Genomic DNA, 26,117 nt, shown 5'->3' with positions numbered 1-26,117 from the left:
CAGGAGGCACGGATCATGCCGATCAACACCAGGATCGACGGGAACCCGGATAGCGTCGCCGCCACCGGTAGCTGGCTTCGGAATCACCTCGCCGCGACCGTGCACGACACCACCGCCACGCTCAGCCGGGCGCGCGAGCTGGCCTGCGCGACCTGGTCCGGGCCCGCCGCCGCGGCGTTTACCACCAGGATGGACACGATCCGTCGTAACTGCGACGCCCTCGCCGACGGCGCCGGCGCGGCCGCGGCCGAATTCGGCGAACTCGCCGCCGCGCTGTGCGGTGCACAGGACGGGATGGCCCGCGCCCGCGGTATCGCCACCGCTGGCGGGCTGACGGTCACCGACGGCGTCATCGCCGAGCCGACGGTGCCACCGCAGTGTTTCGTCGATCCCGTCCTCGAGGCCGCGTCGATGGCCAGACATCAGCGGCAGGTCGACGCTTACACCGCCGCACGTACCGAAGCGCGGCGTGCCGTCGAGATCCTCGCCGCCGCGGTGCGTGCGGCCGTCGCGGTCTGGGATGAGATCAGGAGCAAGCCGTACCTGTCCGCGGCGGACTTCGTCGGCAAGAGCGCGAAAGTCTACGTCGACCGGCACGTGAGCGCTCTCACCGGTGAAGCCAACCGGCTCCGGGACCAGGCCTTCACCGCGCAGCAGCGATCCCTCGCCGTACCCGCGGGCAGCTCCGACGCCGCCTTCCACGACCAGATCCGAGGGGAGGCCAGCAAGCAGGCCGACCTCACCCGGGAACGAATCGGTACAGGAGCCCTGGGACGGGCCGTACTCGACGCCCTCGACAAGGGCGTCACCGCCGGGCAGATCGCGGTCGACATCGCTCACGGAAAGCCGCAAGGCCAGGCCATCGTCAGCAACACGGTTGCGGCGGCCGCCGGCGACGCCGCCGCACAGGCAACAACACGGCTGCTGACCGTCCGCGGCGTTGGCATCGCCGCCACCGCGGTCCTGACCGGGGGAGCGGGCCTGGTGCTCGGCACCGCGGCCGGAGTCCTGGCTGATGCGGTGTGGAACCACTTGGTGCCGCACGATATTCGGGACAAGATCAACAAGGGCGCGCAGGCTCTGCTGGACGCCGGGAAGAAACTCATCACCAACACGTGGCACGCGGCGGAGAACCTCGCCGAGAGCCTCTGGCACGCCCTCTTCTGACACCAGGATGTGCCGATGTTGGCCACATGTCACAACCGTGAGCGGGTCTGCGTGGACGTTCCTCAAGAACGACGCCGACCGAATCCCGCTCAGATTTCGTCGGGCTCCGTGTCACGGCAGTGGTCCGCAGGGGTCGGCCGGGGTGTGATCTGGGTGGCCTCGCGCACTTCGTCCGCACCGTACAGCCGCAGCATCGAGTTCGGCGCGACTACTTCACGCATCCACAGGAACCCCGAGTCGTCCCTGTTCACAGCGACGATGCGCCCGCGTGGACCCGAGTGTGCGCGGGACAGCTCGGCGAGTTCCGCGGTGGCGGCGTCGCGCCAGAGGCTGCGGTGGGTCGCGATCGCGGTGAGGATCTGGTTGGCGTCGTTCACCAGCGGGCCCATGGTCGCGTTGTCGATGCGGGCCTGTTCCTCGTTGGGCCAGTACGGCTGTCCATTCTCAGACAGGTACAGGTCGACGTCGGCCGCCAGCAGCGGATCAGGTGCGGAGAGCAGGAGGTGCTGGCCGACCTGGTTGGATGTCGTCGGCTGCGGGCAGCTCGGTGATCCGGGTTCGAATGTTGACCACGGGAACCTGACGCGCACCAGATGTTTGACACCGGTTTGACCTCGACGCCGGGGAACCACCCTGGACGACCACCGGCTTCGAATCGCCAGGTACTGGCCTCGTGCTGAAGAGTGCCTGCGCCATCAATGGCGAACTTGAAGCCGGGGTGATGCCGGGGGTCAGGAGCCGGGCCGTGGATGCTGACCTTGACGGGGAAGGGCGATGTCACGATGCTTGAGGTAGAACGACGTGCGTGCGGCCCACACCCGGTAGCCGAAGCTCGCTACGCGGTTCAGCCTGCTGAACACGACAAAGGCGATCGCGTTGTCCTTGGCACGGCTCATGGTTCTCCAAATGGTCAGTTCTGCGGTAGTCGTCTGATACCGCTCCAGCGCTACACCGGGGCGCGTCAGCCTGAACTAGAACGTGCACTGTCCCAATCAGGCGATCCTGACCGCCGTAAGATGGTCATCTGGCTTACAAGCCGACCCACGGCTGACGGCAGTTGGCTCCGTGACTTCGGTACATCCGTGACTTCGCGGTCACCTTCGTCAATCTGGATGGTGATATGGCCCCGTACACGCCGCGGTCGCGTGGTGGGATCAACGGAGTTGATCCGGGGGAGTCCTCGACACACCAGCAAGGCTGACCTCAAACCAACGCGGAGAAGCCTATGAACATGACCCAACACCAGCTCGAGCGCACCGAGCCCGCAGACGTGCTGCGCACGGTCGCCGACCACATCGAGGACGGAATCCTGTGACCCTCCGGCCCAGCGAGACAGTCTCGTGGACACACGTGCTCGCCGTCCTCGTCGGGGTCGTGCGGCCCGACGGAAACGCCTTCGCGCACTTCGGTTCCCTGCGAGGATTCAATGACCATCTTTCCGTCGTCAAACGCCTCGGGCTGGTCCGCGATGCCGACGCGTCGGTCGACGACGGCGCACCGGAGTTCGTGCCGACTGACCCGGGCAGGGAGTTCGTCGACCAATTCCGTCTGACCGAGCTTCCCGACGGGAGAGCCAACTACTGGAACCTGAATCACAACTGGTTGGTCGAACCGGCCGCCACCGAGCTGGCGCGGCGCTGGGATGCGCTCCAGGCCGCCAGCCCCTCGGCTCAGGATGGAGTGTCATGACCCGCGATCGTGCGCTCCCTGTGCGGCGACCTGGTGAGTTGCGTTATCGGCTCGGCATCATTCATCGAATGGAGTTGTACGGAGCGTTCCCTGCCACGCCGACATCAACTGGATCACCCAGGTGTTGACAGCCGTCACCAAACTCGCCTTTATGAAGGCCACGACAGGCTCGGGATAAAGGTCCTTGAGCGAGGAGTCGCCGTAGATCAGCGTCGGCAAGCAGCACATCTACAACAAGCAGGGTATTCTAAGCACTCGATCTGATACCGAAAGGCAACCTGGTGGTTCTGATCCATCGCAGTATCTCCTCGCATGGTCGGCAGTTGCGTGAGCTGGCAAATATGGTTTCCGAAGGCGAACTCTTGCTCTCTCCGCCATACCAGCGCGGGGATGTGTGGACCAACCAACAGCGCGTCGACTTGATAAAGTCATTGCTGCTTGGAGTTCCGGTTCCCGCAATCGTGGTCAACCGGCGCGGTGACAACGCCGGATGGCAGACGAACGAGGGGGATCCCGGTGACATCTGGTACGCCTGTATCGATGGCAAACAGCGATTGACCACCTTATGTCAATGGCAGGCCGGTGACTTGGCAATCCCGGCTGAATGGATTGATCCAGCGTTTCTTGGTGCCGATTTCAAGCCTGGTGACACGGTCACTGCCATCGACTTGAACGCCACGGGGCGGAGGGTGCTCGCACAGCGATTCGTCATTCCCTTGGCTGAGGCGAAGCTGCCTTCCTTGGCCGAGGAAGCCGAAACATACCGGCTGATCAACAGTGCGGGGACTTCGCACGGCCAGGATGATCTGTCACGTGCCCAAAGCCTGGCACGTCCGAAGCTGTAATTGCGACGTGTAGTGACCATGGTGTGTGATACTTCGAATCGATGTGGACGCGCATTCCGCGTGTGCCCGTAGCCAGCAGTTGTGTACTGGTCGTTCACCCTGCTGTCTGCCGCAGGCGCTCGGCAGCGTCGACACCCGGCTGGCGCTCACGTCGACAGTGCCAGCCTGCTGCCGAAGCGCCTGCGGTGGGTGCGAGGGTTTCGTCCTACATAAACCTTGCGAAACAATACAGGTCCTGTTACGCGTCAACGATGGATGCGCGCGCAGTGTTGAAATCCTGACTGGAACCGGTCGGGTAGTCGGCGAAGACCGCTGACCAATCGGTAGAGAGTGTACCGCGTCCGCCCGACGTTGCCGAAGCCATCGAATCACACCTTTTGTGTGTGCATCCGGAGACCATGATTGTCATCAACAACGAAGGGGAGCACTCATGTGCTGGCAATGCGACAACCCAGACAAGAGCGTCGACGACTATCTCGACTACGTCGCCGAGGAAATCGAGAAGCACGGCTGGATCGTCCAGTCGGTCGAGGGGGACACGGTACGTGCGAACTGGGCCTATACGGTCGGCTTGACTCTGATGGGGTTGCCGGAGCTGGTGGTGACGGGGCTGCCCAACGAGGCTGCCGTCAGGCTGCTCAACAATGTCGCGGCCCGTCTCGGCCACAGCGACGCCCCGCCGATGCCGGGCGCGCGCATCACGTTCGAGAACGGCTGGCCATCGGTCGAACTTGTCGAGCTGGCCGACCCGTCGGTGCATCTGAAGATGGCCTTGGGCCTCTACCCCCAGAAGGTCCGCGGCGTGCAGTTGGTGTACGCCGACGACGATGAAGGGCGCATGCCGTGGGAGCATTCGTACAACGACGGTCACGGCAGTCAACCCGTCCTTGGACCCTGCGCACCCGCGTCGCGTCCTGACGAGTCGTGAAAAGTGGAGCGGCTGGCTCTCGTCACGCATGAACGTCGCAGTTCGAAGCGCACATGCCGACGCCGCAGTCGTCCGTGCTCACGTCGGGACCCGACATCTGCACGACCATCCGGGTACTAAGCAGGAGTCACGATGAGCCGATCTGGCAGCCGCGTCGTGGCGGGACCGGGTCGGGTCGGATATGCGGACTGAAACTGGGTTCACCGCGGGTGAGCACATCCCGGTGCTGATCTGCATCCCGACGCATGAAGTGCATGTTCTGGACGACCACGGCGATGCTTCGACGGACACGTGGGCGGAAGGTTTGCCGAAACAGCGCTTCCGGAAGGTGGCCGACTTGCGTCGGCTTGATGAGGTCGGGGTCGACCTCGACTGGACTGTGCAGTTCGGCCGTCCGAGTCGTCTCGCCACCGACCCGCGGTTCGTCACTCTGACAGGAGTCGTCCGTGGCCGTCCCACGCTGGATCAGGGACCGTTCTGTTCTATCAGGGCCAGATCAACACCGCTCCGGAGTGGGTCACCGCGGCGAAACAGCACAACAAGCTGGTGATCGTCGCCAAAGCGCGCCAGGGCACCGAGGACTGGGCTGTCGCCGCGCATCTCCAGTAGCCCCGAACCTGAGCACGACCTCCCGTCACCAGGCCCGCCAGGTTGACGGCCAGGAGGCGAAGTCCCGGCACACCGCGCCGGAAGTGAGGATCGTGGCTGGTCTGGCGGGATCTTCGCGAGCCGTAACCCAGTCGAGATGACGTCGGCCGCCGCCATAGACTTGGCGCTTCGAGAAGCAGTCGCAGACACCCCCGGGGAGCCACCCGCGTGACCAATATTTCCCGTGACGAGGTCGCACACCTCGCCAAGCTGGCCAGGCTGGCCGTCACCGATGACGAGCTGGACGTCTTCGCAGGCCAGCTCGACCAGATCCTGGACTCGGTGGCCAAGGTCAGCGAGGTCGCCGCGGACGACATCCCGCCGACCTCGCACGCCGTGCCGCTGACCAACGTGTTCCGCGAGGACGTCGTGCGGCCGGGGCTGAGCCAGGAGCAGGCGCTCTCCGGCGCGCCCGCGGCCGAAGAGGGCCGGTTCCGGGTGCCGCGGATCCTGGGGGAGGAGTGACGTGACCGAGCTGACGAAGCTGACCGCCGCCGAGCTGGCGGAGAAGATCCGCACGCGCGAGGTGACCTCGGTCGAGGTGACGCAGGCGCACCTGGACCGCATCGCCGCGGTCGACGACCACGTCCACGCGTTCCTGCACGTCGACACCGAGGGCGCGCTCGAAGCCGCCCGCGCGGTCGACGGCGACGTGGCCGAGGGCCGCGAACTCGCCTCCCCGCTCGCGGGCGTGCCGCTCGCGCTGAAGGACGTGCTGACCACGAAGGGCATCCCGACCACGGTCGGGTCGAAGACGCTCGAAGGCTGGCTCCCGCCCTACGACGCCACGGTGACGCGCAAGCTGCGCGAGGCCGGGGTCGTCATCCTCGGCAAGACGAACATGGACGAGTTCGCGATGGGCTCGTCCACCGAGAACTCCGCGTTCGGCCCGACGCACAACCCGTGGGACCACGCGCGCATCCCCGGCGGGTCCGGCGGCGGTTCGTCGGCCTCGATCGCCGCGTTCGAAGCGCCGCTCGCGATCGGCACCGACACCGGCGGTTCGATCCGGCAGCCCGGCGCGGTCACCGGCACCGTCGGCGTGAAGCCGACCTACGGCGGTGTCTCCCGGTACGGCCTCGTCGCGTTCTCGTCCTCGCTCGACCAGGCCGGTCCGTGCGCCCGCACGGTGCTCGACGCCGCGCTGCTGCACGAGGTGATCGGCGGCCACGACCCGTTCGACTCCACCTCGATCGACGCGCCGGTGCCGCCGGTGGTCGCCGCCGCTCGCCAGGGTCTGACCGGCGACTTGTCCGGCGTCCGAGTCGGCGTCGTCAAGGAATTTGGTGGGGACGGCTACCAGGCAGGTGTGCTCCGGTCGTTCGAGGCCGCGGTCGAGCAGCTGCGCGAGCTCGGCGCCGAGGTCGTCGAGGTGTCGTGCCCGCACTTCACCTACGCGCTGCCCGCCTACTACCTGATCGCACCGAGCGAGTGCTCGTCGAACCTCGCCCGGTTCGACGCGATGCGCTACGGCCTGCGCGCCGGTGACGACGGCACGCACAGCGCTGAAGAGGTCATGTCGCTGACCAGGGAAAAGGGCTTCGGCGCCGAGGTGAAGCGGCGGATCATGCTGGGCACCTACGCGCTGTCGTCCGGCTACTACGACGCCTACTACGGCTCCGCGCAAAAGGTGCGCACGCTGATCTCGCGCGACTTCGACTCGGCCTTCGAGAAGGTCGATGTGCTGGTGTCGCCGACCACGCCCACCACGGCGTTCAAGATCGGCGAGCGGGTGGACGACCCGATGGCGATGTACCTCGCCGACCTGTGCACCATCCCGTCGAACCTGGCTGGCAACGCCGCCATGAGTGTCCCGAGTGGACTGTCCGATGAGGACGGTCTGCCGGTCGGGCTGCAGATCATGGCTCCTTCGTTGGCCGACGACCGGCTCTACCGGGTCGGCGCGGCGTACGAGGTGGCGCGCGACGCGGCCGCCGGAGGTTCGCTGGTGCACCAGGTGCCCGAGCTGGGAGGAAAGAAGTGACCGCCGTGGCTGAGCTGATGGACTACGACGAGGTCGTCGAGCGCTACGACCCGGTGCTCGGGCTCGAGGTGCACGTCGAGCTGAACACCGACACCAAGATGTTCTGCGGCTGCCCGACGACGTTCGGCGGCGAGCCGAACACCCAGGTGTGCCCGACCTGCCTCGGGCTGCCCGGTTCGCTGCCGGTGGTCAACGGCAAGGGGATCGAGTCGGCGATCCGCATCGGGCTGGCGCTGAACTGCGAGATCGCGCAGTGGTGCCGGTTCGCGCGGAAGAACTACTTCTACCCCGACCAGCCGAAGAACTTCCAGACCTCGCAGTACGACGAGCCGATCGCGTTCGACGGCCACCTCGACGTGACGCTGGACGACGGCGAGGTCGTGCGGGTCGAGATCGAGCGCGCGCACATGGAGGAGGACACCGGCAAGTCGCTGCACATGGGCGGCGCGACGGGCCGTATTCATGGCGCGGACTACTCGCTGCTCGACTACAACCGCGCGGGCGTGCCGCTGATCGAGATCGTCACGAAGCCGATCGTCGGCACCGGCGCGCGCGCGGCGGAGGTCGCCCGCGCGTACGTGACGGCGTTGCGGGCGCTGATGTCCGCGCTCGACGTGTCGGACGTCCGGATGGACCAGGGCTCGTTGCGCTGCGACGCGAACGTGTCGCTGATGCCGAAGGGCGCCACCGAGTTCGGTACGCGCACCGAGACGAAGAACGTCAACTCGCTGCGCAGCGTCGAGCGCGCGGTGCGGTACGAGATGTCGCGGCAGGGCGCGCTGCTCGCCTCGGGTGGCACCGTCACGCTGGAGACGCGGCACTTCCAGGAGTCCGACGGCACCACGTCTGCCGGGCGTGCCAAGGAAACCGCGGAGGACTACCGGTACTTCCCCGAGCCCGACCTGGTGCCGGTCGTGCCGTCGCGGGAGTGGGTCGAAGAGCTGCGCAAGACGCTGCCGGAGGACCCGACCGAGCGCCGCAAGCGCATCCAGCGCGAGTGGGAGCTGAGCGACGAGGAACTGCGCGACCTGTTCAACTCCGGTGCCGTCGAGCTTGTCGCGTCCACTGTAGACGCCGGGGCGAAACCCTCTGACGCGCGCGGCTGGTGGGTGAACTTCCTCGCGCAGGAGGCGAACACCCGCGAGGTCGATCTCGCCGGGCTCGCGATCACGCCCGCGCAGGTGGCGAAGGTGATCGAGCTGGTCACCTCCGGCGAGCTGACCAACAAGCTCGCGCGCGAGGTCGTCCGCGGTGTGCTGGACGGCGAGGGCGAGCCGGCCGAGATCGTCGAGAAGCGCGGGCTGAAGGTCGTTTCCGACGACTCCGCGCTGCTCGCCGCCGTGGACGAGGCGCTGGCGTCGCAGCCGGACATCGCGGACAAGATCCGCGGCGGCAAGGTGCAGGCGGCCGGTGCGATCGTCGGCGCGGTCATGAAGGCCACCAAGGGCCAGGCCGACGCCAAGCGCGTGCGCGAGCTGATCATCGAGCGGGTCGGTTCCTGAATTGGGGTGGTCGTTCGATCGCGTCGGGTGGCGCGCGTGGTCCGGTCTCGGTGCCGGGCTGCTCGCGCTCGCCTCGACGTTCCTGCCGTGGACTGTGCTGACCGCGGACACCAGGGAACTCGACGACGCGTTGGCCGCGCAGGCGCATTCCGACGTCGTCCGCACCGCGTGGCATTCGGACTTCTTCTCGTGGTGCCCGCCGATCCTGCTGCTGCTCATCGGCGCGGTGATGGTCGCGTTCGGACAGTCCTCGCGGGCGCGGGCGGCGGGGCTGCCCCAGCTGTGGCTGGTGGGCGCCGCGGTGTCGCTGCTGCTCGCGGTGCTGGGCTGGTCGCTCATCGAGCTGCAGTTCGGCGACGACGAACGCGAGCTGTTCCGGGTCGCCGGCGTCTCGATCAACGGCGGCTTCGGCCGCTACGTCGGCATGCTCGCGGTGATCGCCGCGGTGGTGTTCCCGGTGTGGGACATCCTCGCCGCCCGTGCCGAACGCCGCGCCGCGGCGGGCCGCAAACGCCGCCGCTGACCCTCAGAAACGTGCAACTTCAGGTTCTGCAGGTCAGATGGCCCGGGCCTAATCTTGCTGGGCTTGGTGCCAGCGGTCGATCAGCTGGTTCTTCCAGCCTTTTGGCGGAGGGCATGCCACACCCCAGGCGGCAAGTTGATCACGAGTGAAGCCCCCTGCAGGGGTGCGCGCGCGGTCGATCTCGTCCGGTGATGGAGGCACAGGTAGGTCCTGGTGATGTGTGGCGCTGCCCGGTGAACTGGCGACCGGTCGATGGTCGGACGGCGGAGGGGGCGGTCGGTAGGTCGCGGTGTCGTGGATGTCGACCAGCCCGTCCGTTTCGGGTATCTCGATTCGTGTGTGTCCCCGCCATCGTACCCATAGCGCCACGCATCCGGCGTCGACCTCGGCCAGCAGCTTCTGCAGCGACCAGACCTTGCCGAACCGGTCGATCTCGATCGCCACGGCGGGGAAGCTCCGCCTGTCGAGTGCAGACCAGATCCAGCCGGGCACGCAGCGGGCCGTTCTTCGACGGCCGGGTGATCCGGCCTCGCACCTCGTGCGCGACAGTCCCCCCCCCTGCTCACCAGCCCAGCACACTGTCTGGTCTGTCACCAGTCTCGTCGCCTGTGGCGCGCTGAGACCGCTCAACCGTAATGGCGCCAGGTACCGGTGCAGGGACGCCGCCAGTGCCCTTGTCTCGTTAACCGCAGACGTCACGTGGCCACGGTAGGGCCCCGGGCCGACGGAATTCCTGGTTCACGAATCTTGAGCCACGATGATCGCTGGCATCTCGACAGAGCAGTGGGGTCGTATCCTAGTGCTGGGACGCGGGGACAGCGCAGCGTATCTCGAACAGGATGTCGATGGTCCGGGAGAAGTCCGATAGCGCGACCTCTCGAGACGTGCCCCGTCCGCGGTGGGCAGCTCCACCACGGCGCGGCCGGAATCCGGCGCCCCCTGCGTCCGGTCCGCCGACGAACCCGTATGGCGCAGCGACGGTTCGCACCGCGCGGTCCAGGGCGGCCCATTTCTCGGGGGTGATCTTGACGTAGCTGCCCTCGCCGATGGCCGCCATACCGCTGGATCCGTGGAACCCGCGTGCAGGTGTTCCGTCGTAGTCGCATAGGGGATTTTCGGCACGTAGTTGGGCGCTCGGCCAGTGCAGGCCGGGGTTGATTCCGGCCACGGCTGTGGCGAGTCGCTGGTGTATGTCGGTGTAGCGAGTCCGTAGCGTCTCGAAGTCCGGGCGCACCCGCATCTCCGCCACCCGCTTCAGCAAGTGCGGCGACGATCCAGAGCGCGGACCGGCTGCGGCGGACGGCCCTCCGGCCGCCGATACCACCCACCAGCAGCGCGACCAGAGTCGTTACCTACGGCGAGTACACCGCGATGTTCAGGATCGTGGTGTCGCAGATGGGATCGCCGTCGTGGCAGAGCACAGGGCGGATCGCGACGTCTAGGAGCGCGACAAGACCGCAGACGAAACCGGCACCTGCGAGGGCGAGCAACCCGCAGCCCAGCGGTGACCGCGATTTCACTGCTTTGGCGGAGACTGAATCACGATGGTTGGACATGTCAGGTCGACCGTATCCAGCTCTTCGGGGGGCTACCAGCGGGAAACCACTCACCACACCGCGACGCTCTCAGCCGGCGCTGTCATGCGACGACGTCTGACCTGCCTGCGTGAAGGTGGCCGCCCGGCGCGACACGAACCACGCTGACCCGGCTTGGAATCGCGGCATCGTGACGGCGCGAGACAATATCCCAGAAAACAGAATAGTGTTGACGACTGGCGGCCAGGGGCCCTCTGCCATCGTGACCATGAGACGCTTGGAGCGAGAATTGACCACCGAGGCTGATGCTGACCGTTGTAGTGCAATTGCGGAGTCTGCCCGAACTCCCATGCCACACCGTTCGTTCCCCTGCGGTCCATGTCCGATCCGTGCCGACAACTGCGACAACCCCGCGGCTAAATTTCCCGCTGAGCGATGGAAGGCCCTGGCAAACACCGTGCGCGACTCAGTGACCGGCGAGCATCCGGGACTCGGGGATCCGATGTTCGGCTGTCATAAGGGGGAACCGGGCACCAATGAGGACCTCGCTTGCGCCGGCTGGTTGGCGCGGTTCGGCGCCGACCACGTCGAGATCCGCTTCGCTGTCGCCACCGGTCGCCTGCCCGAGAGCGCACTGAAGGCAGGTGACAACTGGCCTCCGCTGCATGAGACCTGGGACGACGTCGTTCGGGCGCAGACGGCACCGTGACAAGGGCTTTCGTCCGCCGTCGGTGTGTGCGTTGTGTATGTCGATCGGTACGTGGTCCCGGCTGAGCTGGACGTTGCCATCGACGGGCAGACCCGCATACGTCTGATCTTGCCTGGACCGCCCGTGCGGAATACGGTCCGGGCAAGGGTAATCCGGTGCACGGCGGTGTCTGCCTCGTTGCCGCCCGCGCCACGCCAGGGGAGGACTCGAATGCCGTATCAGGTGTACTCGGCCGACCCCACGTCCAGAAACGACGACCAACCCCGCTCCGCCAGCATCGCCTCGAGGTCGCCGCTGTCCTCGGCCCCCGCGAGCGCGTCATAGGCCTGCCAGCCGCCGTCGGCGGTCCGCTGCAGATCCTGACCATCATTGGTCATCGGCGTGATCCTCCTCGAAACGTCCTGATGCCAACGGTTTCCGTCGAGCGCTGTCACGAATGAGCGCCGATCGCCGGTCCCCGATCGGGCGACGCCCCACCTCGGGCGCGCGCGTCCGGCCGGACTGATCATCGGCGATCGGCAACAGCAAAGTGACACGGTCGAGCAGCCGGGTCATCTGCTCGTGAAGCTGGGCGACCTCGCGCTGGAGCATGCGGGTTTCCAGCCGAAGTCAACTCGTGAGCGGTAGTTCAGCCATGCCCTCCACTGTGCCCGCACGCCCGCGGTCGACCGCAGCATCGGTCAGTTCATTGTCAAAACCAGGACATCCCGGCGACAGCGGCACCACGCGGTGCACGCTCGGCACCATGGACACCCGCATCGCGGCCGAACAGGTGTACATGGTCACGCTGGAGGCCACCGGCGCTGCTGGAGTATTCGCCCTGGCCAGCCACTGGTTGAGCTGCCATCCCGACGCGACCCTGTTCGGCACCGACTACGACTACGACGTCGGGGCGGACGACCACCCCGTCCCACGCCCCCACCTCATTCGGCTAACCGTTGTCACCAGCGACGGCGTGGACCCGCCCGAGACGCCGCGATCTAGCGGAGAGAGTCGGAACGAGGGCGGCGCGAGCGGAGCGGCTGTCCGGTGCGGATAGCATCGTGTTGATGCAGCACGTCAAATACATTCAGGGTGTTCGGCTCGCCCTCGTGCTGGCCGAGTTGCATGACCAGCTCGGCAGTCGCCGCATCCCCAGAAGCAAGGTCCGCGAGTACTGGCTCACGCTATGGCCACGCCATGCTGAAGTTCGCCAGATCAAGGGCAAGCCGAAGCCGCTCATGCTGCGGAAGGTCGCACAGGGGGTCAACGACCTGCGGTCAATACTGCAACGTCTTCGAGCGTTCGCTAGCCGAATGGCAACCGTGCAAGACCAGGACGGCATCGTGAAGCTGCCGCTACCAAGAGCACGCTTCTGCCCCCTCGACCACAAGCTCGGGTACCCCTCCGAAGCGCTAGCGACGAAGGCGCTACTCGAAATTTGGCAAAAAGCCGCAGAACTGGATCTCCTACATCGTCGAGAACGCCGCGTATACGAATGCGACTGTTGTGGTCTGTGGAAACTGACTTCGTCGTAGACCGTTCACCGGCGGCCTCGCAGCTCGCGCTCACCCTGCGCGGCAATGCGGGGTTGAGCGCAAGCTATCGCGGCGAGTCATTCGACCGCTTCGTGACCTGAACCGGTGAGCCGAACACCGCCACATCGTGCAGCTGGCACAGCAGCCGGACCCGATGACGGCGACCGGGCAATCGCTCCCCGCTGACCGCAGCACGCCCGCACATCCAGCAAAACCCGCTGGCAGGTGACACTCGCTGGACCCCTACCTCCCGGGTCACGTCCGCGTCCCCAGCTTGGTGATGACGTCGCCTGCCAGCGGACGGCCGTTGGTCTCCACCGCGTCCCTCGCAGCTGTTCAGCCGATGTCCTCGGGGTGTTCGAGCAGGTGGCCGATCCGGCCGATGATCCAGTTCGCGGGGCTGTCGCCGTCCATGCCGCCGAAGGTCCCGCCGTCGCGTTCGGTGTGGATGTGCGCGATCAGCAGACCCGCGGTAGCCCGGTCCAGCTCCCGCACCTCGTCGTCGACGTCGGTGTCGTGATCCATATCGATGCTGGTCATGGGGCGAGCATGCCAGAGGTCACCGACATCCCAGGCCTCCCGCGCTCACCCGATCCGGGCTCGCCTCCGCCCGCCAGGATCCGAACATCGGCCGGTTCCGAGTAAATCGCGGTGGATGCCTAAATGCTGACGGGACGTCGTGATGGAAAGTCTTTCGGCGACGGCGGGCCCGTCCTGATCACGACTCCGAGGTCGACTGCATAGCAGGGGCTATGCAGTCGACGTTCCATGTTGCATAGTGGTCTCTATGCAGACTGTGTTCGTGGCTGAGCGGGTGAATGCTCTCGCCGAGCATGCCACCGGCATCTTCAACGCACCTCACGACGTCGTCGACCGCGGCAAACTCGCGGCGCTGATGCGCGACATGGCCGAACGTGGATGGCAGGGGCCGCCGTTGCTGGTCGACGGCGAGAACGCGTTCACCGGGTCCCATCGCATCGGCGCGGTGTCCGGCTTGTGGAACACCGAGTGCATCGAGATCGTGATCCCCTACGTGGAGGCCGCCGAGCTGTGCGCGGAGTTCGACGTCGACTGGGCCACCCTGGTCGAGGACAATGCCGCCGACTTCGGCGACATAACGGACCTGTCGCAGCGCCTGGCCGAACTGCTGCCCGCTGAAGTCGTGGACTACCTGGGAATGGACCTGCACTGATGAACACCCACACCGCCCACCTCAGTCCCGATGACGGCTACGGCGTTGAGGAACACGAAGTTCAGGCTGTCCTGGCCGAGTTGGTTGGCGACCGCGAGGGCGAAGATCCGGCCTGGTGGCTTACCCACCTGAACAGCAGACACGCCCTGCTCCTGGCTGTCGCGAGCCGGGTGGCCGACCTGAAAGCACTGGCCGCGGACGAGATCTACCGAAGCATGGGCGAGGACCGGTCCTATGCCAAGCTCGGCGCCACGCTGAACCTCTCCCGTTCCCGCGCCCAGCAGCTGGTCGAACGCGCCGCCCGAGTCAACGTCGACACTGAACCGGGATGATCTGCAGCGCAACCGGAGGAATAGTGCAGGTCGCGAATACTGGCTAGTTGCCAGTAAGGCAGGCCAGGCTGCGTAGGACCCGAGCACGTTCGGGATCGGCCTCATAGATCGCGGCAGCGCGCGACGGCGACAAGGGTATCCGCGAGCTCGTCGACTGGGCACGCTACAAGGCGACCTCATTGGAGTGGGCCGCGTTCGGACAAGTGGGCCCGATCGGCGACGACACAGACGTGAAGTAGAACGTGGCCACTACGAGAACCCCTCAGCGACCGTCGCCGCGCGGTCGGCTGCCTCAACGCCGGGCGTGGTAGCGGGTCATGGCTTGCGGGCTGGGCGATCGGACCCACAGTGGCGCACCGACGAGGATGCGGTCGACGTCGGCGGGGATCCCGCCTTCGCCGAATTTCCACCGGTGCTTGTCCAGGACGACGTCGGCGTAGATCACGGCGAGCCACTCGGACTCCTCTGCGCGGCCAAGCGTGAACCCGCGGGTCCAGGGCCTGTGTTCGTGTTCGGCCCAAGTGCCGGTGACTCCTTGTTCGGTCGCGATCACCAACGCCTCGACCGCGAGCGCCTCTTTGTCCCATTGTGAGTTGTTGACCGTGCCTCGGCTGCGGATGAGTTCCTCAACCGATCGGGCAGCCGAGGACGTCCACCCTTCGGGTGGGGTGTCCGCACCGCCGACGTAGTCGGCGGCGTTGGCCAGACTGCCGAAGAGGCAAACCTCCACGCGGGTACCGGCGCGACCATGAACGGTGGTGTGCAGCACGACCTGGTCGCGCGGTTGGCGCACCCCACCGAGCTGGGCGAACTCGACCCTGCCGACGCCCTTCGCGAACTCGACGGGCGGCGGGGTGACGAAATCGGTGACCGCACGTGCCCCGATCGCGGTCTCGATCCGGTCCGCGACCCGCGAACGATCCAATGCACATGCCTCCTGAGCCCATTCGAACGAAGGCAGGAACGGCACGGCGGCCGACTTCGCCTTCCAGCTCGTACGACGGCGGAGGCTGATTCCATTGTCGGACGCGAGCTGCTGAATTCGCCGTTCAGCCCAGTACGGATATCGCCGTATGGATCCAAGTTCGCCCATCTACCCTCCAGACTGCGCGTCGATATGGTCATTGTGGATGGTACGACGATGGGGCGGTACCGTCGGCCGAGCTGACGCGTGGAGTTGATTCAAGGACCGCCGTCCGTTCTGCGGTGGCCAGAGGCCCGCACGGCTTCGGAAGCGGAGACCGGACTGGTCCGCTGGTGTGTTTCAGACGGTGCCGTCGTGGACGTGACGGGTACGTGTTCGGCGCTCGAGGTCATCGAGAACGTCAGCGAAGGTCTGCCCGCGACGTCGGCCACCCGCGGCGAGGCCGCTGAACTCCATGCGGGCGAGGGCGCACGGGCTGTCCGACGGTAGATCTACCGGCATGGCGTCGCGTAGGGCGGCGACGTTGGTGAGGCAGTCTTGGGCACCGTCGGCACAGTGTGTCGCGGCGACGGTGTACCAGCGGTGAGCGGCGTCAAGGTTCCCGTGAGCGAGGTAGTCCGTTGCCAGCCGCATCGCCGTGATCCCGACAGCGACACCGTCGGCCAGGGCGAGATCGCGCTCACGCTCGAAGGGGGTCGTCGCGGCGAGAGCGCGCTCTATCGCGGTCATGTCGAACGACCGTCCGGCCTGTGGATCAATCATCGGGGAACCTTCCTGGACATCGTCGTGCGGTTACCGGGGATAGTGATCGTCTACTGGGCGAATGAGAACTTCCCGTGGGTCGCAAGCAGATTGGCTCGCAGGCCGGGCCTGCTGATGCCCATGATGTCGGCTGCGGTTTGACGGCTGTCGCCGTCGAAGTCCATAAGCGGCACCGCTTGTCGCTGCAGTGGCGTTAACGTCGACAAGGCGTCGGCCAGGTCGTCCTCGCCGTCTGGTGCGCCGCCGCTGTTGCCACAGCATCTGCTGCTGTTCAGGCTCACTCGGATGCGTCCTCACCTGTCCTAGTGAGCCGTGTCGCGGGCTCGTCCGGGCGTGCTCGGCGTGCCCGCGCGCTGATGCATATGTTGACCATGGTCGTTTCCCGCCTCGGTGGCTGCCGGCTCTCCGGCCGACAACATGTACATCGTCAGCGGACGCCCGAAGTGCCACCTCGCCCACAAACATCGTCGCGACGGCATCATTGATGTCCCCGTGATCACTGAACACGGGGTGAGGTACGCGACGGCGGTCCTGCCTGACCCAAAGATCATCAAGCACGTCACGGATCCTGTATAACGACCTATACGCGACGGCTCTGAGCGTGGCCTGACTCGTGTCGTGCTGGCTCGGCTCGTCGGTCACCCGTGAGTACCTGATCAGCGCAGAGGACACCCATCGCCTGTCGATGGCACCGGGTGACGGCGACGCGATGGCCTGGCGCATCGAGGGTCCGTTTGAGGCCGCGTGGGTCCCGTCGGGCGAAGACGGACTCACAGGGACGGCTTCGCCGTCGAGTTCGCGGTCAGTGTTCTCGACCACGACCTGGCGCCAAGGTTCGCCAGCGTCCGCACGCAGTCCGAGCTGGCCACGGAACGGATCGGGCATCGCGGCGCCACGCCCGCAACATGCGCGACAGGCGCCACCGTGTCCGTAGCGTCCGAATGATGTACATACCCTGCTCCCGGTCACATTTCGCCCTCGAACAAGGTCGCCCGACCAGCACTGCCCGTTACGTCACGCCCGCGCGTATCGCGATCCGCGGGGTCGCCGCACGAGCAGCCAGCTGCTCCCTAGCGCCACGACCGACCCTCACCGCGGCCGCCGTGGAGGTAGAGCGCCTCGCCTTTGGGTTTGTCCGCCGTGTCAACCGTCCAAACCGGTGACCGCACAGTCCACATGGGCTAAAGTCGGCGTCATGGGTGGATCGCGGAGCGTAATAACCGGACGTCTGACGTGGTACGGAACCACGATCGCGTGCCGCGAATGCGGCTCCGACAAGCGCTGGACCCTCACCGTCGAACAACCCGCCGACGCCGCCGGGGAACTGTCCTGGCTGGACTGCGAAGCCGGTCACCGAGCTCAGCATCCGCTCATCTACCCCGAGATCGTGCACCGCGTTCTCCGATGGACCGCCGCCCCTGCCGACCACACCGAGCACCACCTCCGTCCCCTCGCCGACTGGGCGCCCCGATGGACCACCGTCACCTCCGCACCAGACCAAGGGCCCACTCGCGTCTATCGCGACTGGACCGAGCCCGGTCCCGTCGACTGGGAACGCGACTGGCCGGAACTCGTGCAGGCGCAGCGGCGGTTCGACTACATCCAGGACGAGACCATGCGGCTCGAACGGGCCGGGGTGGACACATCCTGGTCCATTGTCGGCGAGGGGTTGACGATCAACGGCCAGACCGCAACGGATATCGAGTTCCCGCTCGACCAGCAGGCCGTGATGTCGGCATGACCACCAACGGTGTCCTCCCCGGCTCGGACGACTGGGCGAAGGTCGAGCAGAAATTCGGTGCGGACCGCGCCGCTGTGGATCGGTTCAAAAGCGACTTCGCCAGGGTGCTGAACGAACTCCCCAAGACCGCAGACGAGGCCCGAGTCGAGGCGCACCGGTCGTACGTCAACGCCATGGTCTCCATGGAAACCGCGCACCGACACACGTTCCGATTCCGGAAACGCCGCAGACTCCTGGACATCGCCACCTTCTCGCTCGCAGACGCGCGCTGGCTGCTGCTGGAAGAACAGCGACTTCGGCAAGCCGAACAGCGATCGACGTCGACCTCCGAACTCGCTCAGCCGGGAGGGCCGGACCACACCTCGCAGCAACAACGCGCCACGGCCTACCACGAGTACACACTTGCGATCAAACGCTGGGCAGCGGCCCTGACCAAGCTGTTCGACGATCCATACACTCGGGACGACCTCGCTCCCCAACGCGATCGTGCCGACCCCTTCACGCCCGCGATCCGCGAAGCGCACGATGCCGTGGTCTCCGCGCTGGCCGTTGTGGAACTCATCGGCTCGGCGCCCGCCGTCTCGGCTAGCCGCGACATCTACACCGTGCTGCGCGGGACATGTACCAGCATCCTCGGCGGAGTCAAGACCAACACACCCCGGCGAGAACGCCTTCTCGTCGTCGAAGACCTTGACCTGACGGGCTTGATCAACGTGTATCGGGCCGACCTCCAGTGTGCGGCGTTGGACGATGTGGACGACGGCCATGCCGAGTTCGCCTGGTAGATCACGCGGCCGAGCACTCAGTTCCGAGCGCGCCGCCACGGGCGGGTTTACGCAGATGGAAGACGGTTCGGCCGCATCCAGGGGCGTCCCACGTGGAACTCCGGCATGCCGCCGCGTGTCCATCCCAAGGGGCAATCGACTGTTCACCGGCTCCACCGGCGAAACCGATGGAGCCGGCGTGGTCTTTAGGCGTATTCTCCGGGGGAGGGGGAAGTCTGCTTGCGGGCCCGGCGCCGCACTGCTCGTTCAGCGAGTGCGCTGACTGTCGGGTCGTCTGCTAGCTCCTCCTTGAGGTCGTTGAGGATGACAGTGTCATCGTCGTTGTATCGGAATGTGTGACGTGGGCGACGGACAGGACATTGGCGACGAGATGAGTTTCTTCTCATGCCCGAAGCTATAGTTTACGGAGAGCTCTGCCCTTTTCAGAAATGTTTCCTAAATAATTCAACTCGGATGGACTCGGCGCTGGCGTGTTGACGGTGCTTGTTCAAGCCTGCGTGGTCACTCTCAGGGGTGAGCTCATATCGAGCGCACTGGGACCTCGGCGGTGATCGCCAGAAAACTGCATGCTCAACGACTCGCGTTGAGACCTGCGAGTACGTGGCGCTGGTGGCCGATGCCGCGTGTGTTGGCATAGAAGTTGTACACGGTGGTGGCGATCAGTTTCTCTTGTCGAACACGGTGTGCCGCAGCGTGTAGCCGTTCGAGATAGGCGCTTGGGAGAAAGGCGCGAATCTCGAGGTGTTGTCCGACTCCTGTCAAGTCGTACAGTTGCGTGGCCAGGTTGGCAGGGTTGACGCTGTCAGCGCTGGCCATCGACATGTCGTACGGGGCCAGCATGGCGTCCGCCTCGATGAGGCCGTGCAAGGCGGACAAAATGCGAACACGCGCCTTCTCTGCGGAAGCGGCGGTCTCGATTTGCCGCAGCGTGTACTGGAAATGTAGGCTGCTGTAGAGCATTCGCGCTGGTGCAGGGTGGTCGAGCTTGGCTTTTCCGCGCGACACAACGAAGAGCGCGGAGGTTCAGTGGGTCGTCATCGGTCCGCCCCTGCCAGTTTACTTGAAGTCGCACCAGTGGTGAACTGGAGCTGGAGTGGCTCGTGTTCGGAGCTGGTCACGTTGGTGCGCTCGTGAAGGTGTGTGCGATTCATCGGGTTTGCCTATCGTCGTGGAAGATCGATTTACCTGGCAGGTCGACAGTTGCTGTCACTTGGAGTTGGATCACTCGCGAACATGGTTACCTCGTCATTGTTTCATAATCGACGGTATTAAGCCCCGAGTTTTGATTCCTCGCAAGTTTGATCTCTGCGCGGCCTCTTCGGGTTCCGTGCTCATCGCATCCGAGGCACCGCCACGCGACCTGGGGCACCCATGGGTCAGGCGTCGAGGGCTTCGAGTTCGGCGAGGCGTCGGCGCCCGTGCGCGGCGAAGTTGTTGAAGCCGAGGGTCAGGGAGTACACCAGGACCCCGACCGTGGTCCACAACCGCACCACGCGCATCGCCTCCGGCCACGGCCATACCGGAGCGGCGTGCCGTTCGTAGCCCTGGAAGAACGCTTCCCGCTGGGTGTCATCGGCTAGGCCGTCAAGGTCCACCAGCTTCCCGAAATCCACGATCGGCTGTGCCGCCTGCATGTTCTCCAGATCGAACAGGACCGGGGCGCCGTCGGCCATGCCCACGTTGCGCCAGTGGAAATCGCCGTGGATCAACCCGATGTCGTCGGGCGACGCGGTGGGTGTCCACCGCGCAGACAGCGCCCGGACCCGATCGGCGGCGTCCGCGTCGAGCTTGGCTAGCGCGGCAGCGCGTTCGGTGATCTCGGCGTCCAGATCGTGCCGAGCGAATCCCTCTGTTGCGCCATGGGTGCCGGCGTGCAGCCGACCGAGCATCCTTCCGATCTGCCGCAGGTTCTCCGCTGTCGGGGTGAACGGCTCCATCTCGACCCACTCGTAGCTGATCCACCAGCGGTCATGGCCGAGTTCCCCGTGATCGAGCAAGCGGGGTGTTCGCAGCACCTGCGCTGGTGCGACAGCGGCGATCGTCCGACGCCAGTAGCACACGTCGTCGAAGACCTTCACGAACGCCTTGCGGCCAGTGGACATCGTGGCAACGTAGTGGCTGTTGTGGAAATCAGCTGGGAGATTGACAGGCAGGACCGGCATCCCGAGTGCGCGCCGTAAAGCGCCTTCGATTGAGTCGCTCGTCTTGGAGGTTGTTCCTGACACGATCACGATCCTGTCAGGAACAACCTGGGGCACGTGCAGCGCGATCAGGCCGCCTACGTTGCCGGGACGGGCGTGTCCGTCAATCATCCGCGGCCGGGTGGGGCATGCGGCGGCCAGTCACCGCGTGGACGATCTCCGAGACATTGAGCGGCTCGTCGCTGTCGGCCGCCGCGCGGCAAAACGCTTTCGCCAACGGCGTGACCTCGTGTGGGTGCAGCGGGAAGGAGCTGATGAGCCCCTTGTTCGGACTGCTGATGTTCAACGCGAACACGCCGCCTTGCCCGGAGATGGTCAGGCCGCGCACCGGCCAGTTCATCTGATCCTCCGAAGTCTCTTCCGCGGTGCCCGGCCGGCCGGCGAACGATATCGCGCCGCCAGCCAGAAGCCCGCGCTGGGCGGCAGCATCGAGTCCGGCGAGCGCGTCGGTTCCCGTCTGGATTATGGGGGCGGCTCCGGCTCCGCCCACGACCAGGAGGTTCACCGCCCTGCGGGCAGTCGCGGCCGCCAACCAGCGATCAGGACACTCCAATCGAGTGTTGATCAGCCGCTGCCCGGGACCGTAGTCGATCGTCACGAATCCCGCCGGTTCCACGGTCAGTGCCCAGCCCGGCACCAGCGAGATGCTGGATGGGTCCAAGGTCCGGTAGCTAGTCAGCCTGGTCAAGCCGTATTTGAGGGCGACCTCGAGCAGCAGGTCGACCTTGGTGCCAAACGGTGTGATCCTCTGCGTGCCGCGCCTGTCCACGGCGATCATTGCTGCGTACTGCTCGTTGTCGTTGCCGACATCGAGGCCCGTGTACAGCGTCAATGCCATGTCGCCCAAGTCCTGCACGTCCGAACTCCTCAACCGATCTTTTGTCGGCGTCCAGCTTCGCAGCAGTGGTCTGCATCGTGGGCGTACGGCACCGTCCGGTGTGTCGTCGGTATCTGTGCGCTGAGTGCCAGACGCCACCGAGAGCAGAACCCCGCAGATCAGCGGGACTCGAACGCCAGCGCGGGCTAGGGTGTTTCCATGGCTGATCTAGTGGACCTATGGCTGAAAACTCAGTCTGGCTTTGTTCGCGTCGACCAGGTCGTGCACACTCACGTGCGCGGAAGCGACCTGCGAGTCACGTTGTCGTTGCTCGAAACGGATTCCACGTCGAGCATCACTGATATCAACCAAGTGACCCATGTGGTGGGAAATGTAGCCGCGGCTGGTGACGCGGCGACTGTCGCCCTGGTCGAATACATTTCGTTGTGTCGAGCTCAAGGCAAGCGAGGTGTGATCAGTATGCGGGAAGATACCGGTCACTTCGTCATTACCGAGTTCGACTCAGCCGCCAGCCAGTAGCCGGGTGTGGATGTGTTCAGGGCCGGTCTGGTCAGGGGCGATCGATCCGAGTGTGAACGAGCAAGTCGGTCTGTGCGGGCGGACACCTTCACAGACGCGAGCCGACCCTTGGTGCGTTCGTTTGTACTCCCACCAGCACAACGTCTGCGCACATCGACCGCCGTCCACAGCATCGCGGGCGCCTCATCATGGGAGTCGCGCGTGCGGGATACTCCTGAACCGTGACTCGCGAACCCTCCGTTACCACGAGCGACCACAGTGTGGCTAGTGCCAGCACACGGAGTGCAACACGGCCTCCAGCGTTGCATCGGCTTTGGCACGACGGATACATCGCCGTGACTGACGAACGTCCATTGCGTCTTCTGCATGAGATTTTCACCTCTGGTCAGCAGGTTGAAGGCTCGCGTGGTCCGTACGAGGTGGCGGCGAAACGGCTCATCGAGACTGAGCCCGAACATCGACTCGAAGTCGAGGTCGTCTGGGCCGAACCGAAACTTCGCGTTGAGGTCGCGGCCCTGCTGGTGATGAGGCACAGCCCGGGGGAGGAGCGGGTTCGGTGGCTGCTGGCCGCGGCCGCGACCAGGCCATGGCGTCCACAGTTCGAGCCACCAGCCGAGCGTGTCGGGCTCACAGCGTTCGCCGACGTCTTCGACCGCGGTGGCCTCAATATCGACGCCCGTCGGCTGAACCACCTCGACGGACGCGCGCAGCGCGAGCAGATCGCGGCACTGCTAACGCAGGGCATCACGGCGCCGGAGCGGTCTGCCAGCTTGTTGGTCCTCAACCAGGCTGCCGTTGTCTGTGATGTGCGCGGGTGGTCAGGGCTCCTGCAGGTTGTCTCGATCGATGAGGGGCTCCGGCAGGTCATCAACGCCCGCATCCCCCTCGCACACCAGCTTCCGACCGGCTACCGCTTGTTCACCGCGCCGTGCGATGGACAGCCCGACACTATCGTTGCCAGCCGCACGACTGCTATTAAACTCCAGGATGTCCCACGTGAGACCATGCTGGCGCCTCTTCTGCTGTGGCGTCGCGCCGCCGAATTGCCCGCGATGTGGCGGGACGACCCGATTGTGACTGAGTGGTGGCGACGCGAGGATCCCTTCGTCACGGAGACGACGCACGCACAGCTGGAGGCCAGCGAGGCAGAGCGACTGCGCCGAGAACTCGCGGCGACCCGCCGCAGTCTGGACATCGAGCAGCGTGCTCATGCCGAGCTGCAGCGTCGCTGTGCCGCCGACGCGGAGAAGTTGCGTGAGCTGCGAGCTCGGGTTGTCGAACTCTCCCATGGCGCTGATCTCGCCACCGAGAATACCCAGTTGCACGAGATGATGGCCCGGTACGCTGCGGCGCTGGAGGACACCGAAGACGAACTGGACGACGCATTACGCAAGATCACCGACATGCTCGCCGACGTCTCACCACGTGTTTCGACGGGCATAGTCGGACACGAGCCAGTACGGGAGTTCGCGACGTTCCCTGACCTCCTCGACGCCGCCCGGACCACTTTTCCGCATCTGGTGTTCACCGCAGCGGACGCTCCCGCGGCGACACTCGATGAAGACGAGAAGGCTGGGGCGTGGCGCCGGAAAGCGTGGGCCGCGCTCAGCACGCTCAACGCCTACGCCGTGGCTCGTCATACCGGCGGCTCAACGAAGACAGGACCTGCGACTCTGCGGGAGTTCATCCGGAGCGGCCAGCCGGGAGCACTGATTGGCCTGCACGCACTCAAGCTGAGCGAATCCGAGGCAGTGATCGCCAATGATCGACTTCGCAGCGCGCGGGTATTCCGGGTACCTGAGGAAGTCGACCCGAGCGGCTACGGGTTCTTCGGCGCGCACATCGCGCTCGAGAAGTTCAAACCTCCCGCACCGCGTCTGCACTTCCTCGACGACACTGGCCACAGCGGCGTGCTGTGCGTGGGCTACCTCGGTCCGCACCTACCTAACACCAAAACCAACTAGGTCGTAACCCACGAAGAACGCAGTCGCTACCTGTGACTCGATGAGCGCGCACATCGTGTGGCGCAGGTGACAGTCTGGACGAATGACAGACACCGTTCTGCCCGATCTCTGGCTTGACTGGTGCGCGGTCACCGAAACTCCGGTCGACCGCCGGGACGAGACGACGCTAGACCTGTTCGCACGGCAGGCAGGGCCGTCCCTCACTGTGCTCGATGCGCTGCGTCCGATGCCCGTCGGCACCGCGGCCTCGGCATGGCCGTCTGCTCTTCGAGACGACGACACCGCGCTGTGGCGTCTTGTCCGCGGTGGTTCGGTGCGTATCGCCGACCCCGCGATCCAATGGATCACGCGCCTGCGACTGCGCAGACTGCTGTTCGCCGCGGTCCTGCTTGCGCCGGCGGGCCACGGAGGCCTGGGGTTGACCCGGGGCCAGGCGCGTCGGCTTACCCCGTCCAGACTGCGAGACCTGCGTCCGCGGATCGGGCGGACAGACGATGAGGCATCATGCCCAGCGTGCGCCGTATGGTCGTGGCTCGAGGTCATCGGCACGAACAACGACTGGTCGCAACGAGCTGTCCGCGAACTGGGCCACCGACGCGACCAAGCCACCGACGCGTCCCACCGGCACGAACGAAACGATCCGAGCCCCGGCTGGTTCAACTGGCCCAACCACCCGAACCTCCTCCCGGCGATCGATCAGTGGGGCTACATCGACCTGTACGGCTCGATGCACCCGTCGTCGCTCTCGGCCCTGATACCGGCGATGGAGACCCTGGTCGTGGCGCCTGTCGCGCCGAGCCGCGGGGTCGATCGCGAGGCTGCCGGAGAACCGCAGCGGATCACCCCCGAGGAAGAGGCCGCGATCTTCGCCCGAGCCGATGAGCTCAATGCCCGCGTCGCCCGAATCCTGGCAGAGTACGGATAGGGTTCCTGGACATGGGATTCGATTGGGAAGGCATGCTCGGCACGAGCGGAGTCGGACTTGACGATGCCTATGACGCCGCCGTGTCCGAGGTCATGTACCCAGAGCCGACAGAGGCCGAGGTTCCTCGAATGTTCCCAGTCAGGGACGAGCGCGACGAGATGGACGGCCTGAACTGGTGAAGGTACGCCGCACCCGGTGGATCACCATGCCACGGCGGCTCGGAACAGTGCCGAGAGCCGCTTCCTGCTGGTAGGCCGGGTACCGCGGAGCGCACGGGTCGTGATGGTTATCGCCTCGGCCAGCTTTTTTACAGTGACCTGATGAGCCTCAGCTTCCATAGTGATGTCGTCGAGCACCCGATGTTCGGCTCGGTGGGCGAGGCGGCGTTCGGCCTGTGACTCCGGGTCAGTGCCTGGACGTCGGCGAATCAGAGCCCCGGTTTCGTCCAGGGCGTGCAGTGGCGGAGATCGGCGGCGACGACGAGACGACCGATGAGGTCGAGGAGTTGGGGTCGGCTGGCGCGTGGACCTATGTGAAGGGCGGCTGGGCTATGGAGCACGGGCCCAGCAACCACTTCTAGACGAGGCGTCGTCGCGGTCCATCGCAGGACTCATCGAGGCCGCTAGGAAGACCTGGATCGGCCCGTGACATCAGAAGGGGCCGACTTGAGTTTCCGCTCGGACCGAATGGAGGCCGTGCAGAGACCCGACAAAAACACGACCAACTTCCTGGCCTGAAGTCATGCATGGCGGGAGTCAGCGCCGCCTGGAACGAGACCTGGAATAGGCCATTGTCGAGCGCTGCGCATTGGGTGTGAGCGCGAACATGCCTCCGTGAGAGTGTGACGGGATACAGCCGAGGATGTTGGCCACCGCGACAGTCGGTC

General features: G+C 65.6%; 33 protein-coding genes. 19 read left to right on the top strand and 14 right to left on the bottom strand.

Annotated elements, in window-relative coordinates:
* The first annotated feature begins 15 nt into the window (after nucleotides 1–15).
* Nucleotides 16–1,167, top strand: a complete 1,152-nt coding sequence (locus tag HUW46_RS45855) for a hypothetical protein (RefSeq protein WP_215544888.1) — start codon at nucleotides 16–18, stop codon at nucleotides 1,165–1,167.
* A gap of 89 nt (nucleotides 1,168–1,256) precedes the next feature.
* Here the strand turns inward: HUW46_RS45855 and HUW46_RS45850 are convergent, their stop codons facing one another.
* Nucleotides 1,257–1,757, bottom strand: coding sequence for a PQQ-like beta-propeller repeat protein (locus tag HUW46_RS45850; protein ID WP_215544887.1), 501 nt, complete (start codon nucleotides 1,755–1,757; stop codon nucleotides 1,257–1,259).
* 141 nt (nucleotides 1,758–1,898) lie between these two features.
* Nucleotides 1,899–2,063, bottom strand: coding sequence for a hypothetical protein (locus HUW46_RS45845; protein WP_215544886.1), 165 nt, complete (start codon nucleotides 2,061–2,063; stop codon nucleotides 1,899–1,901).
* Between the two features lie 454 nt (nucleotides 2,064–2,517).
* Between HUW46_RS45845 and HUW46_RS45840 the strand changes: the two genes are divergently transcribed.
* Nucleotides 2,518–2,856, top strand: coding sequence for a hypothetical protein (locus tag HUW46_RS45840; RefSeq protein WP_215544885.1), 339 nt, complete (start codon nucleotides 2,518–2,520; stop codon nucleotides 2,854–2,856).
* 57 nt (nucleotides 2,857–2,913) lie between these two features.
* Here HUW46_RS45840 and HUW46_RS45835 read toward each other — a convergent pair whose 3' ends face one another.
* On the bottom strand, nucleotides 2,914–3,075 hold the full coding sequence (locus HUW46_RS45835) for a hypothetical protein (protein WP_215544884.1): 162 nt from the start codon (nucleotides 3,073–3,075) through the stop codon (nucleotides 2,914–2,916).
* Nucleotides 3,076–3,179: 104 nt separating this feature from the next.
* Between HUW46_RS45835 and HUW46_RS45830 the strand changes: the two genes are divergently transcribed.
* The 6 genes from HUW46_RS45830 to HUW46_RS45805 all read left to right on the top strand — a co-directional run bounded on the left by HUW46_RS45830 (nucleotide 3,180) and on the right by HUW46_RS45805 (nucleotide 9,286).
* On the top strand, nucleotides 3,180–3,701 hold the full coding sequence (locus HUW46_RS45830) for a DUF262 domain-containing protein (protein ID WP_215544883.1): 522 nt from the start codon (nucleotides 3,180–3,182) through the stop codon (nucleotides 3,699–3,701).
* 430 nt (nucleotides 3,702–4,131) lie between these two features.
* Nucleotides 4,132–4,629 carry a DUF4262 domain-containing protein gene (locus HUW46_RS45825; RefSeq protein WP_215544882.1) on the top strand — a complete coding sequence of 166 codons (498 nt, stop codon included), beginning with the start codon at nucleotides 4,132–4,134 and terminating at the stop codon, nucleotides 4,627–4,629.
* Between the two features lie 816 nt (nucleotides 4,630–5,445).
* Nucleotides 5,446–5,742 carry an Asp-tRNA(Asn)/Glu-tRNA(Gln) amidotransferase subunit GatC gene (gatC, locus tag HUW46_RS45820; RefSeq protein ID WP_215542874.1) on the top strand — a complete coding sequence of 99 codons (297 nt, stop codon included), beginning with the start codon at nucleotides 5,446–5,448 and terminating at the stop codon, nucleotides 5,740–5,742.
* Between the two features lies 1 nt (nucleotide 5,743).
* Nucleotides 5,744–7,261 (top strand): Asp-tRNA(Asn)/Glu-tRNA(Gln) amidotransferase subunit GatA, encoded by a 1,518-nt coding sequence (gatA, locus tag HUW46_RS45815; RefSeq protein WP_215542875.1) that lies wholly within the window; start codon nucleotides 5,744–5,746, stop codon nucleotides 7,259–7,261.
* Nucleotides 7,258–8,763 (top strand): Asp-tRNA(Asn)/Glu-tRNA(Gln) amidotransferase subunit GatB, encoded by a 1,506-nt coding sequence (gene gatB, locus HUW46_RS45810; protein WP_215542876.1) that lies wholly within the window; start codon nucleotides 7,258–7,260, stop codon nucleotides 8,761–8,763. The genes gatA and gatB overlap by 4 nt, the downstream gene beginning before the upstream one ends.
* A gap of 1 nt (nucleotide 8,764) precedes the next feature.
* A complete protein-coding gene (locus HUW46_RS45805) occupies nucleotides 8,765–9,286 on the top strand; it encodes a hypothetical protein (RefSeq protein ID WP_215544881.1) in 522 nt (173 codons plus the stop codon).
* Nucleotides 9,287–9,334: 48 nt separating this feature from the next.
* Here the strand turns inward: HUW46_RS45805 and HUW46_RS45800 are convergent, their stop codons facing one another.
* Nucleotides 9,335–9,730 carry a hypothetical protein gene (locus tag HUW46_RS45800; RefSeq protein ID WP_215544880.1) on the bottom strand — a complete coding sequence of 132 codons (396 nt, stop codon included), beginning with the start codon at nucleotides 9,728–9,730 and terminating at the stop codon, nucleotides 9,335–9,337.
* A 352-nt stretch (nucleotides 9,731–10,082) separates the two neighbouring features.
* Complete coding sequence (locus HUW46_RS49205; RefSeq protein WP_442861015.1) at nucleotides 10,083–10,526, bottom strand: LppA family lipoprotein; 444 nt, start codon at nucleotides 10,524–10,526, stop codon at nucleotides 10,083–10,085.
* Between the two features lie 563 nt (nucleotides 10,527–11,089).
* On the opposite strand from HUW46_RS49205, the gene HUW46_RS45790 reads away from it, so the two are divergent.
* Nucleotides 11,090–11,530, top strand: coding sequence for a DUF6283 family protein (locus tag HUW46_RS45790; protein WP_331477357.1), 441 nt, complete (start codon nucleotides 11,090–11,092; stop codon nucleotides 11,528–11,530).
* Between the two features lie 218 nt (nucleotides 11,531–11,748).
* Here the strand turns inward: HUW46_RS45790 and HUW46_RS45785 are convergent, their stop codons facing one another.
* Both HUW46_RS45785 and HUW46_RS45780 read right to left on the bottom strand, forming a co-directional pair.
* Nucleotides 11,749–11,907 (bottom strand): hypothetical protein, encoded by a 159-nt coding sequence (locus tag HUW46_RS45785; protein WP_215544877.1) that lies wholly within the window; start codon nucleotides 11,905–11,907, stop codon nucleotides 11,749–11,751.
* A complete protein-coding gene (locus tag HUW46_RS45780; RefSeq protein ID WP_215544876.1) occupies nucleotides 11,897–12,121 on the bottom strand; it encodes a hypothetical protein in 225 nt (74 codons plus the stop codon). Before HUW46_RS45780 ends, HUW46_RS45785 begins: the two co-directional genes overlap by 11 nt.
* A gap of 154 nt (nucleotides 12,122–12,275) precedes the next feature.
* Here HUW46_RS45780 and HUW46_RS45775 point away from each other — a divergent pair, with 154 nt between their 5' ends.
* Nucleotides 12,276–12,569: a hypothetical protein gene (locus HUW46_RS45775; RefSeq protein WP_215544875.1), complete on the top strand. Its 294-nt coding sequence runs from the start codon at nucleotides 12,276–12,278 to the stop codon at nucleotides 12,567–12,569.
* A 10-nt stretch (nucleotides 12,570–12,579) separates the two neighbouring features.
* On the top strand, nucleotides 12,580–13,047 hold the full coding sequence (locus tag HUW46_RS45770; RefSeq protein WP_215544874.1) for a hypothetical protein: 468 nt from the start codon (nucleotides 12,580–12,582) through the stop codon (nucleotides 13,045–13,047).
* A 336-nt stretch (nucleotides 13,048–13,383) separates the two neighbouring features.
* Here the strand turns inward: HUW46_RS45770 and HUW46_RS45765 are convergent, their stop codons facing one another.
* Nucleotides 13,384–13,587 (bottom strand): hypothetical protein, encoded by a 204-nt coding sequence (locus HUW46_RS45765; protein ID WP_215544873.1) that lies wholly within the window; start codon nucleotides 13,585–13,587, stop codon nucleotides 13,384–13,386.
* 262 nt (nucleotides 13,588–13,849) lie between these two features.
* On the opposite strand from HUW46_RS45765, the gene HUW46_RS45760 reads away from it, so the two are divergent.
* Entirely contained in the window at nucleotides 13,850–14,239 is a 390-nt protein-coding gene (locus tag HUW46_RS45760) for a hypothetical protein (RefSeq protein WP_215544872.1), read from the top strand.
* A complete protein-coding gene (locus HUW46_RS45755; RefSeq protein WP_215544871.1) occupies nucleotides 14,239–14,571 on the top strand; it encodes a hypothetical protein in 333 nt (110 codons plus the stop codon). The genes HUW46_RS45760 and HUW46_RS45755 overlap by 1 nt, the downstream gene beginning before the upstream one ends.
* A gap of 292 nt (nucleotides 14,572–14,863) precedes the next feature.
* Here the strand turns inward: HUW46_RS45755 and HUW46_RS45750 are convergent, their stop codons facing one another.
* The 3 genes from HUW46_RS45750 to HUW46_RS45740 all read right to left on the bottom strand — a co-directional run bounded on the left by HUW46_RS45750 (nucleotide 14,864) and on the right by HUW46_RS45740 (nucleotide 16,539).
* Nucleotides 14,864–15,664, bottom strand: coding sequence for a hypothetical protein (locus HUW46_RS45750; RefSeq protein WP_215544870.1), 801 nt, complete (start codon nucleotides 15,662–15,664; stop codon nucleotides 14,864–14,866).
* A 171-nt stretch (nucleotides 15,665–15,835) separates the two neighbouring features.
* Nucleotides 15,836–16,258, bottom strand: a complete 423-nt coding sequence (locus HUW46_RS45745; protein WP_215544869.1) for a hypothetical protein — start codon at nucleotides 16,256–16,258, stop codon at nucleotides 15,836–15,838.
* 50 nt (nucleotides 16,259–16,308) lie between these two features.
* Complete coding sequence (locus HUW46_RS45740; protein ID WP_215544868.1) at nucleotides 16,309–16,539, bottom strand: hypothetical protein; 231 nt, start codon at nucleotides 16,537–16,539, stop codon at nucleotides 16,309–16,311.
* Between the two features lie 878 nt (nucleotides 16,540–17,417).
* Between HUW46_RS45740 and HUW46_RS45735 the strand changes: the two genes are divergently transcribed.
* Together HUW46_RS45735 and HUW46_RS45730 are read left to right on the top strand one after the other, a co-directional pair.
* Entirely contained in the window at nucleotides 17,418–17,999 is a 582-nt protein-coding gene (locus HUW46_RS45735) for a hypothetical protein (protein WP_215544867.1), read from the top strand.
* Nucleotides 17,996–18,784, top strand: a complete 789-nt coding sequence (locus HUW46_RS45730; RefSeq protein WP_215544866.1) for a hypothetical protein — start codon at nucleotides 17,996–17,998, stop codon at nucleotides 18,782–18,784. The genes HUW46_RS45735 and HUW46_RS45730 overlap by 4 nt, the downstream gene beginning before the upstream one ends.
* A gap of 570 nt (nucleotides 18,785–19,354) precedes the next feature.
* Here HUW46_RS45730 and HUW46_RS45725 read toward each other — a convergent pair.
* The 3 genes from HUW46_RS45725 to HUW46_RS45715 form a co-directional block, all read right to left on the bottom strand.
* On the bottom strand, nucleotides 19,355–19,789 hold the full coding sequence (locus tag HUW46_RS45725; protein WP_331477199.1) for a DUF6884 domain-containing protein: 435 nt from the start codon (nucleotides 19,787–19,789) through the stop codon (nucleotides 19,355–19,357).
* Between the two features lie 371 nt (nucleotides 19,790–20,160).
* On the bottom strand, nucleotides 20,161–21,096 hold the full coding sequence (locus tag HUW46_RS45720; protein ID WP_215544864.1) for a phosphotransferase: 936 nt from the start codon (nucleotides 21,094–21,096) through the stop codon (nucleotides 20,161–20,163).
* The gene (locus tag HUW46_RS45715; RefSeq protein WP_215544863.1) at nucleotides 21,089–21,841 is read right to left on the bottom strand and encodes a hypothetical protein; all 753 of its coding nucleotides are present in this window, start codon (nucleotides 21,839–21,841) and stop codon (nucleotides 21,089–21,091) included. Before HUW46_RS45715 ends, HUW46_RS45720 begins: the two co-directional genes overlap by 8 nt.
* A 180-nt stretch (nucleotides 21,842–22,021) precedes the next feature.
* Here HUW46_RS45715 and HUW46_RS45710 point away from each other — a divergent pair, with 180 nt between their 5' ends.
* The 4 genes from HUW46_RS45710 (at nucleotide 22,022) to HUW46_RS45695 (ending at nucleotide 25,410) form a co-directional block, all read left to right on the top strand.
* The gene (locus tag HUW46_RS45710) at nucleotides 22,022–22,342 is read left to right on the top strand and encodes a hypothetical protein (RefSeq protein WP_215544862.1); all 321 of its coding nucleotides are present in this window, start codon (nucleotides 22,022–22,024) and stop codon (nucleotides 22,340–22,342) included.
* Between the two features lie 335 nt (nucleotides 22,343–22,677).
* Nucleotides 22,678–24,306, top strand: a complete 1,629-nt coding sequence (locus HUW46_RS45705; RefSeq protein ID WP_215544861.1) for a hypothetical protein — start codon at nucleotides 22,678–22,680, stop codon at nucleotides 24,304–24,306.
* 82 nt (nucleotides 24,307–24,388) lie between these two features.
* Complete coding sequence (locus tag HUW46_RS45700) at nucleotides 24,389–25,231, top strand: hypothetical protein (protein WP_215544860.1); 843 nt, start codon at nucleotides 24,389–24,391, stop codon at nucleotides 25,229–25,231.
* Between the two features lie 11 nt (nucleotides 25,232–25,242).
* The gene (locus HUW46_RS45695; RefSeq protein ID WP_215544859.1) at nucleotides 25,243–25,410 is read left to right on the top strand and encodes a hypothetical protein; all 168 of its coding nucleotides are present in this window, start codon (nucleotides 25,243–25,245) and stop codon (nucleotides 25,408–25,410) included.
* Nucleotides 25,411–26,117: the final 707 nt, after the last annotated feature.

Origin of the sequence: Amycolatopsis sp. CA-230715 (assembly GCF_018736145.1) — a bacterium.
Taxonomy (GTDB): domain Bacteria; phylum Actinomycetota; class Actinomycetes; order Mycobacteriales; family Pseudonocardiaceae; genus Amycolatopsis.
This window is presented reverse-complemented; position numbering and strand designations above follow the sequence as displayed.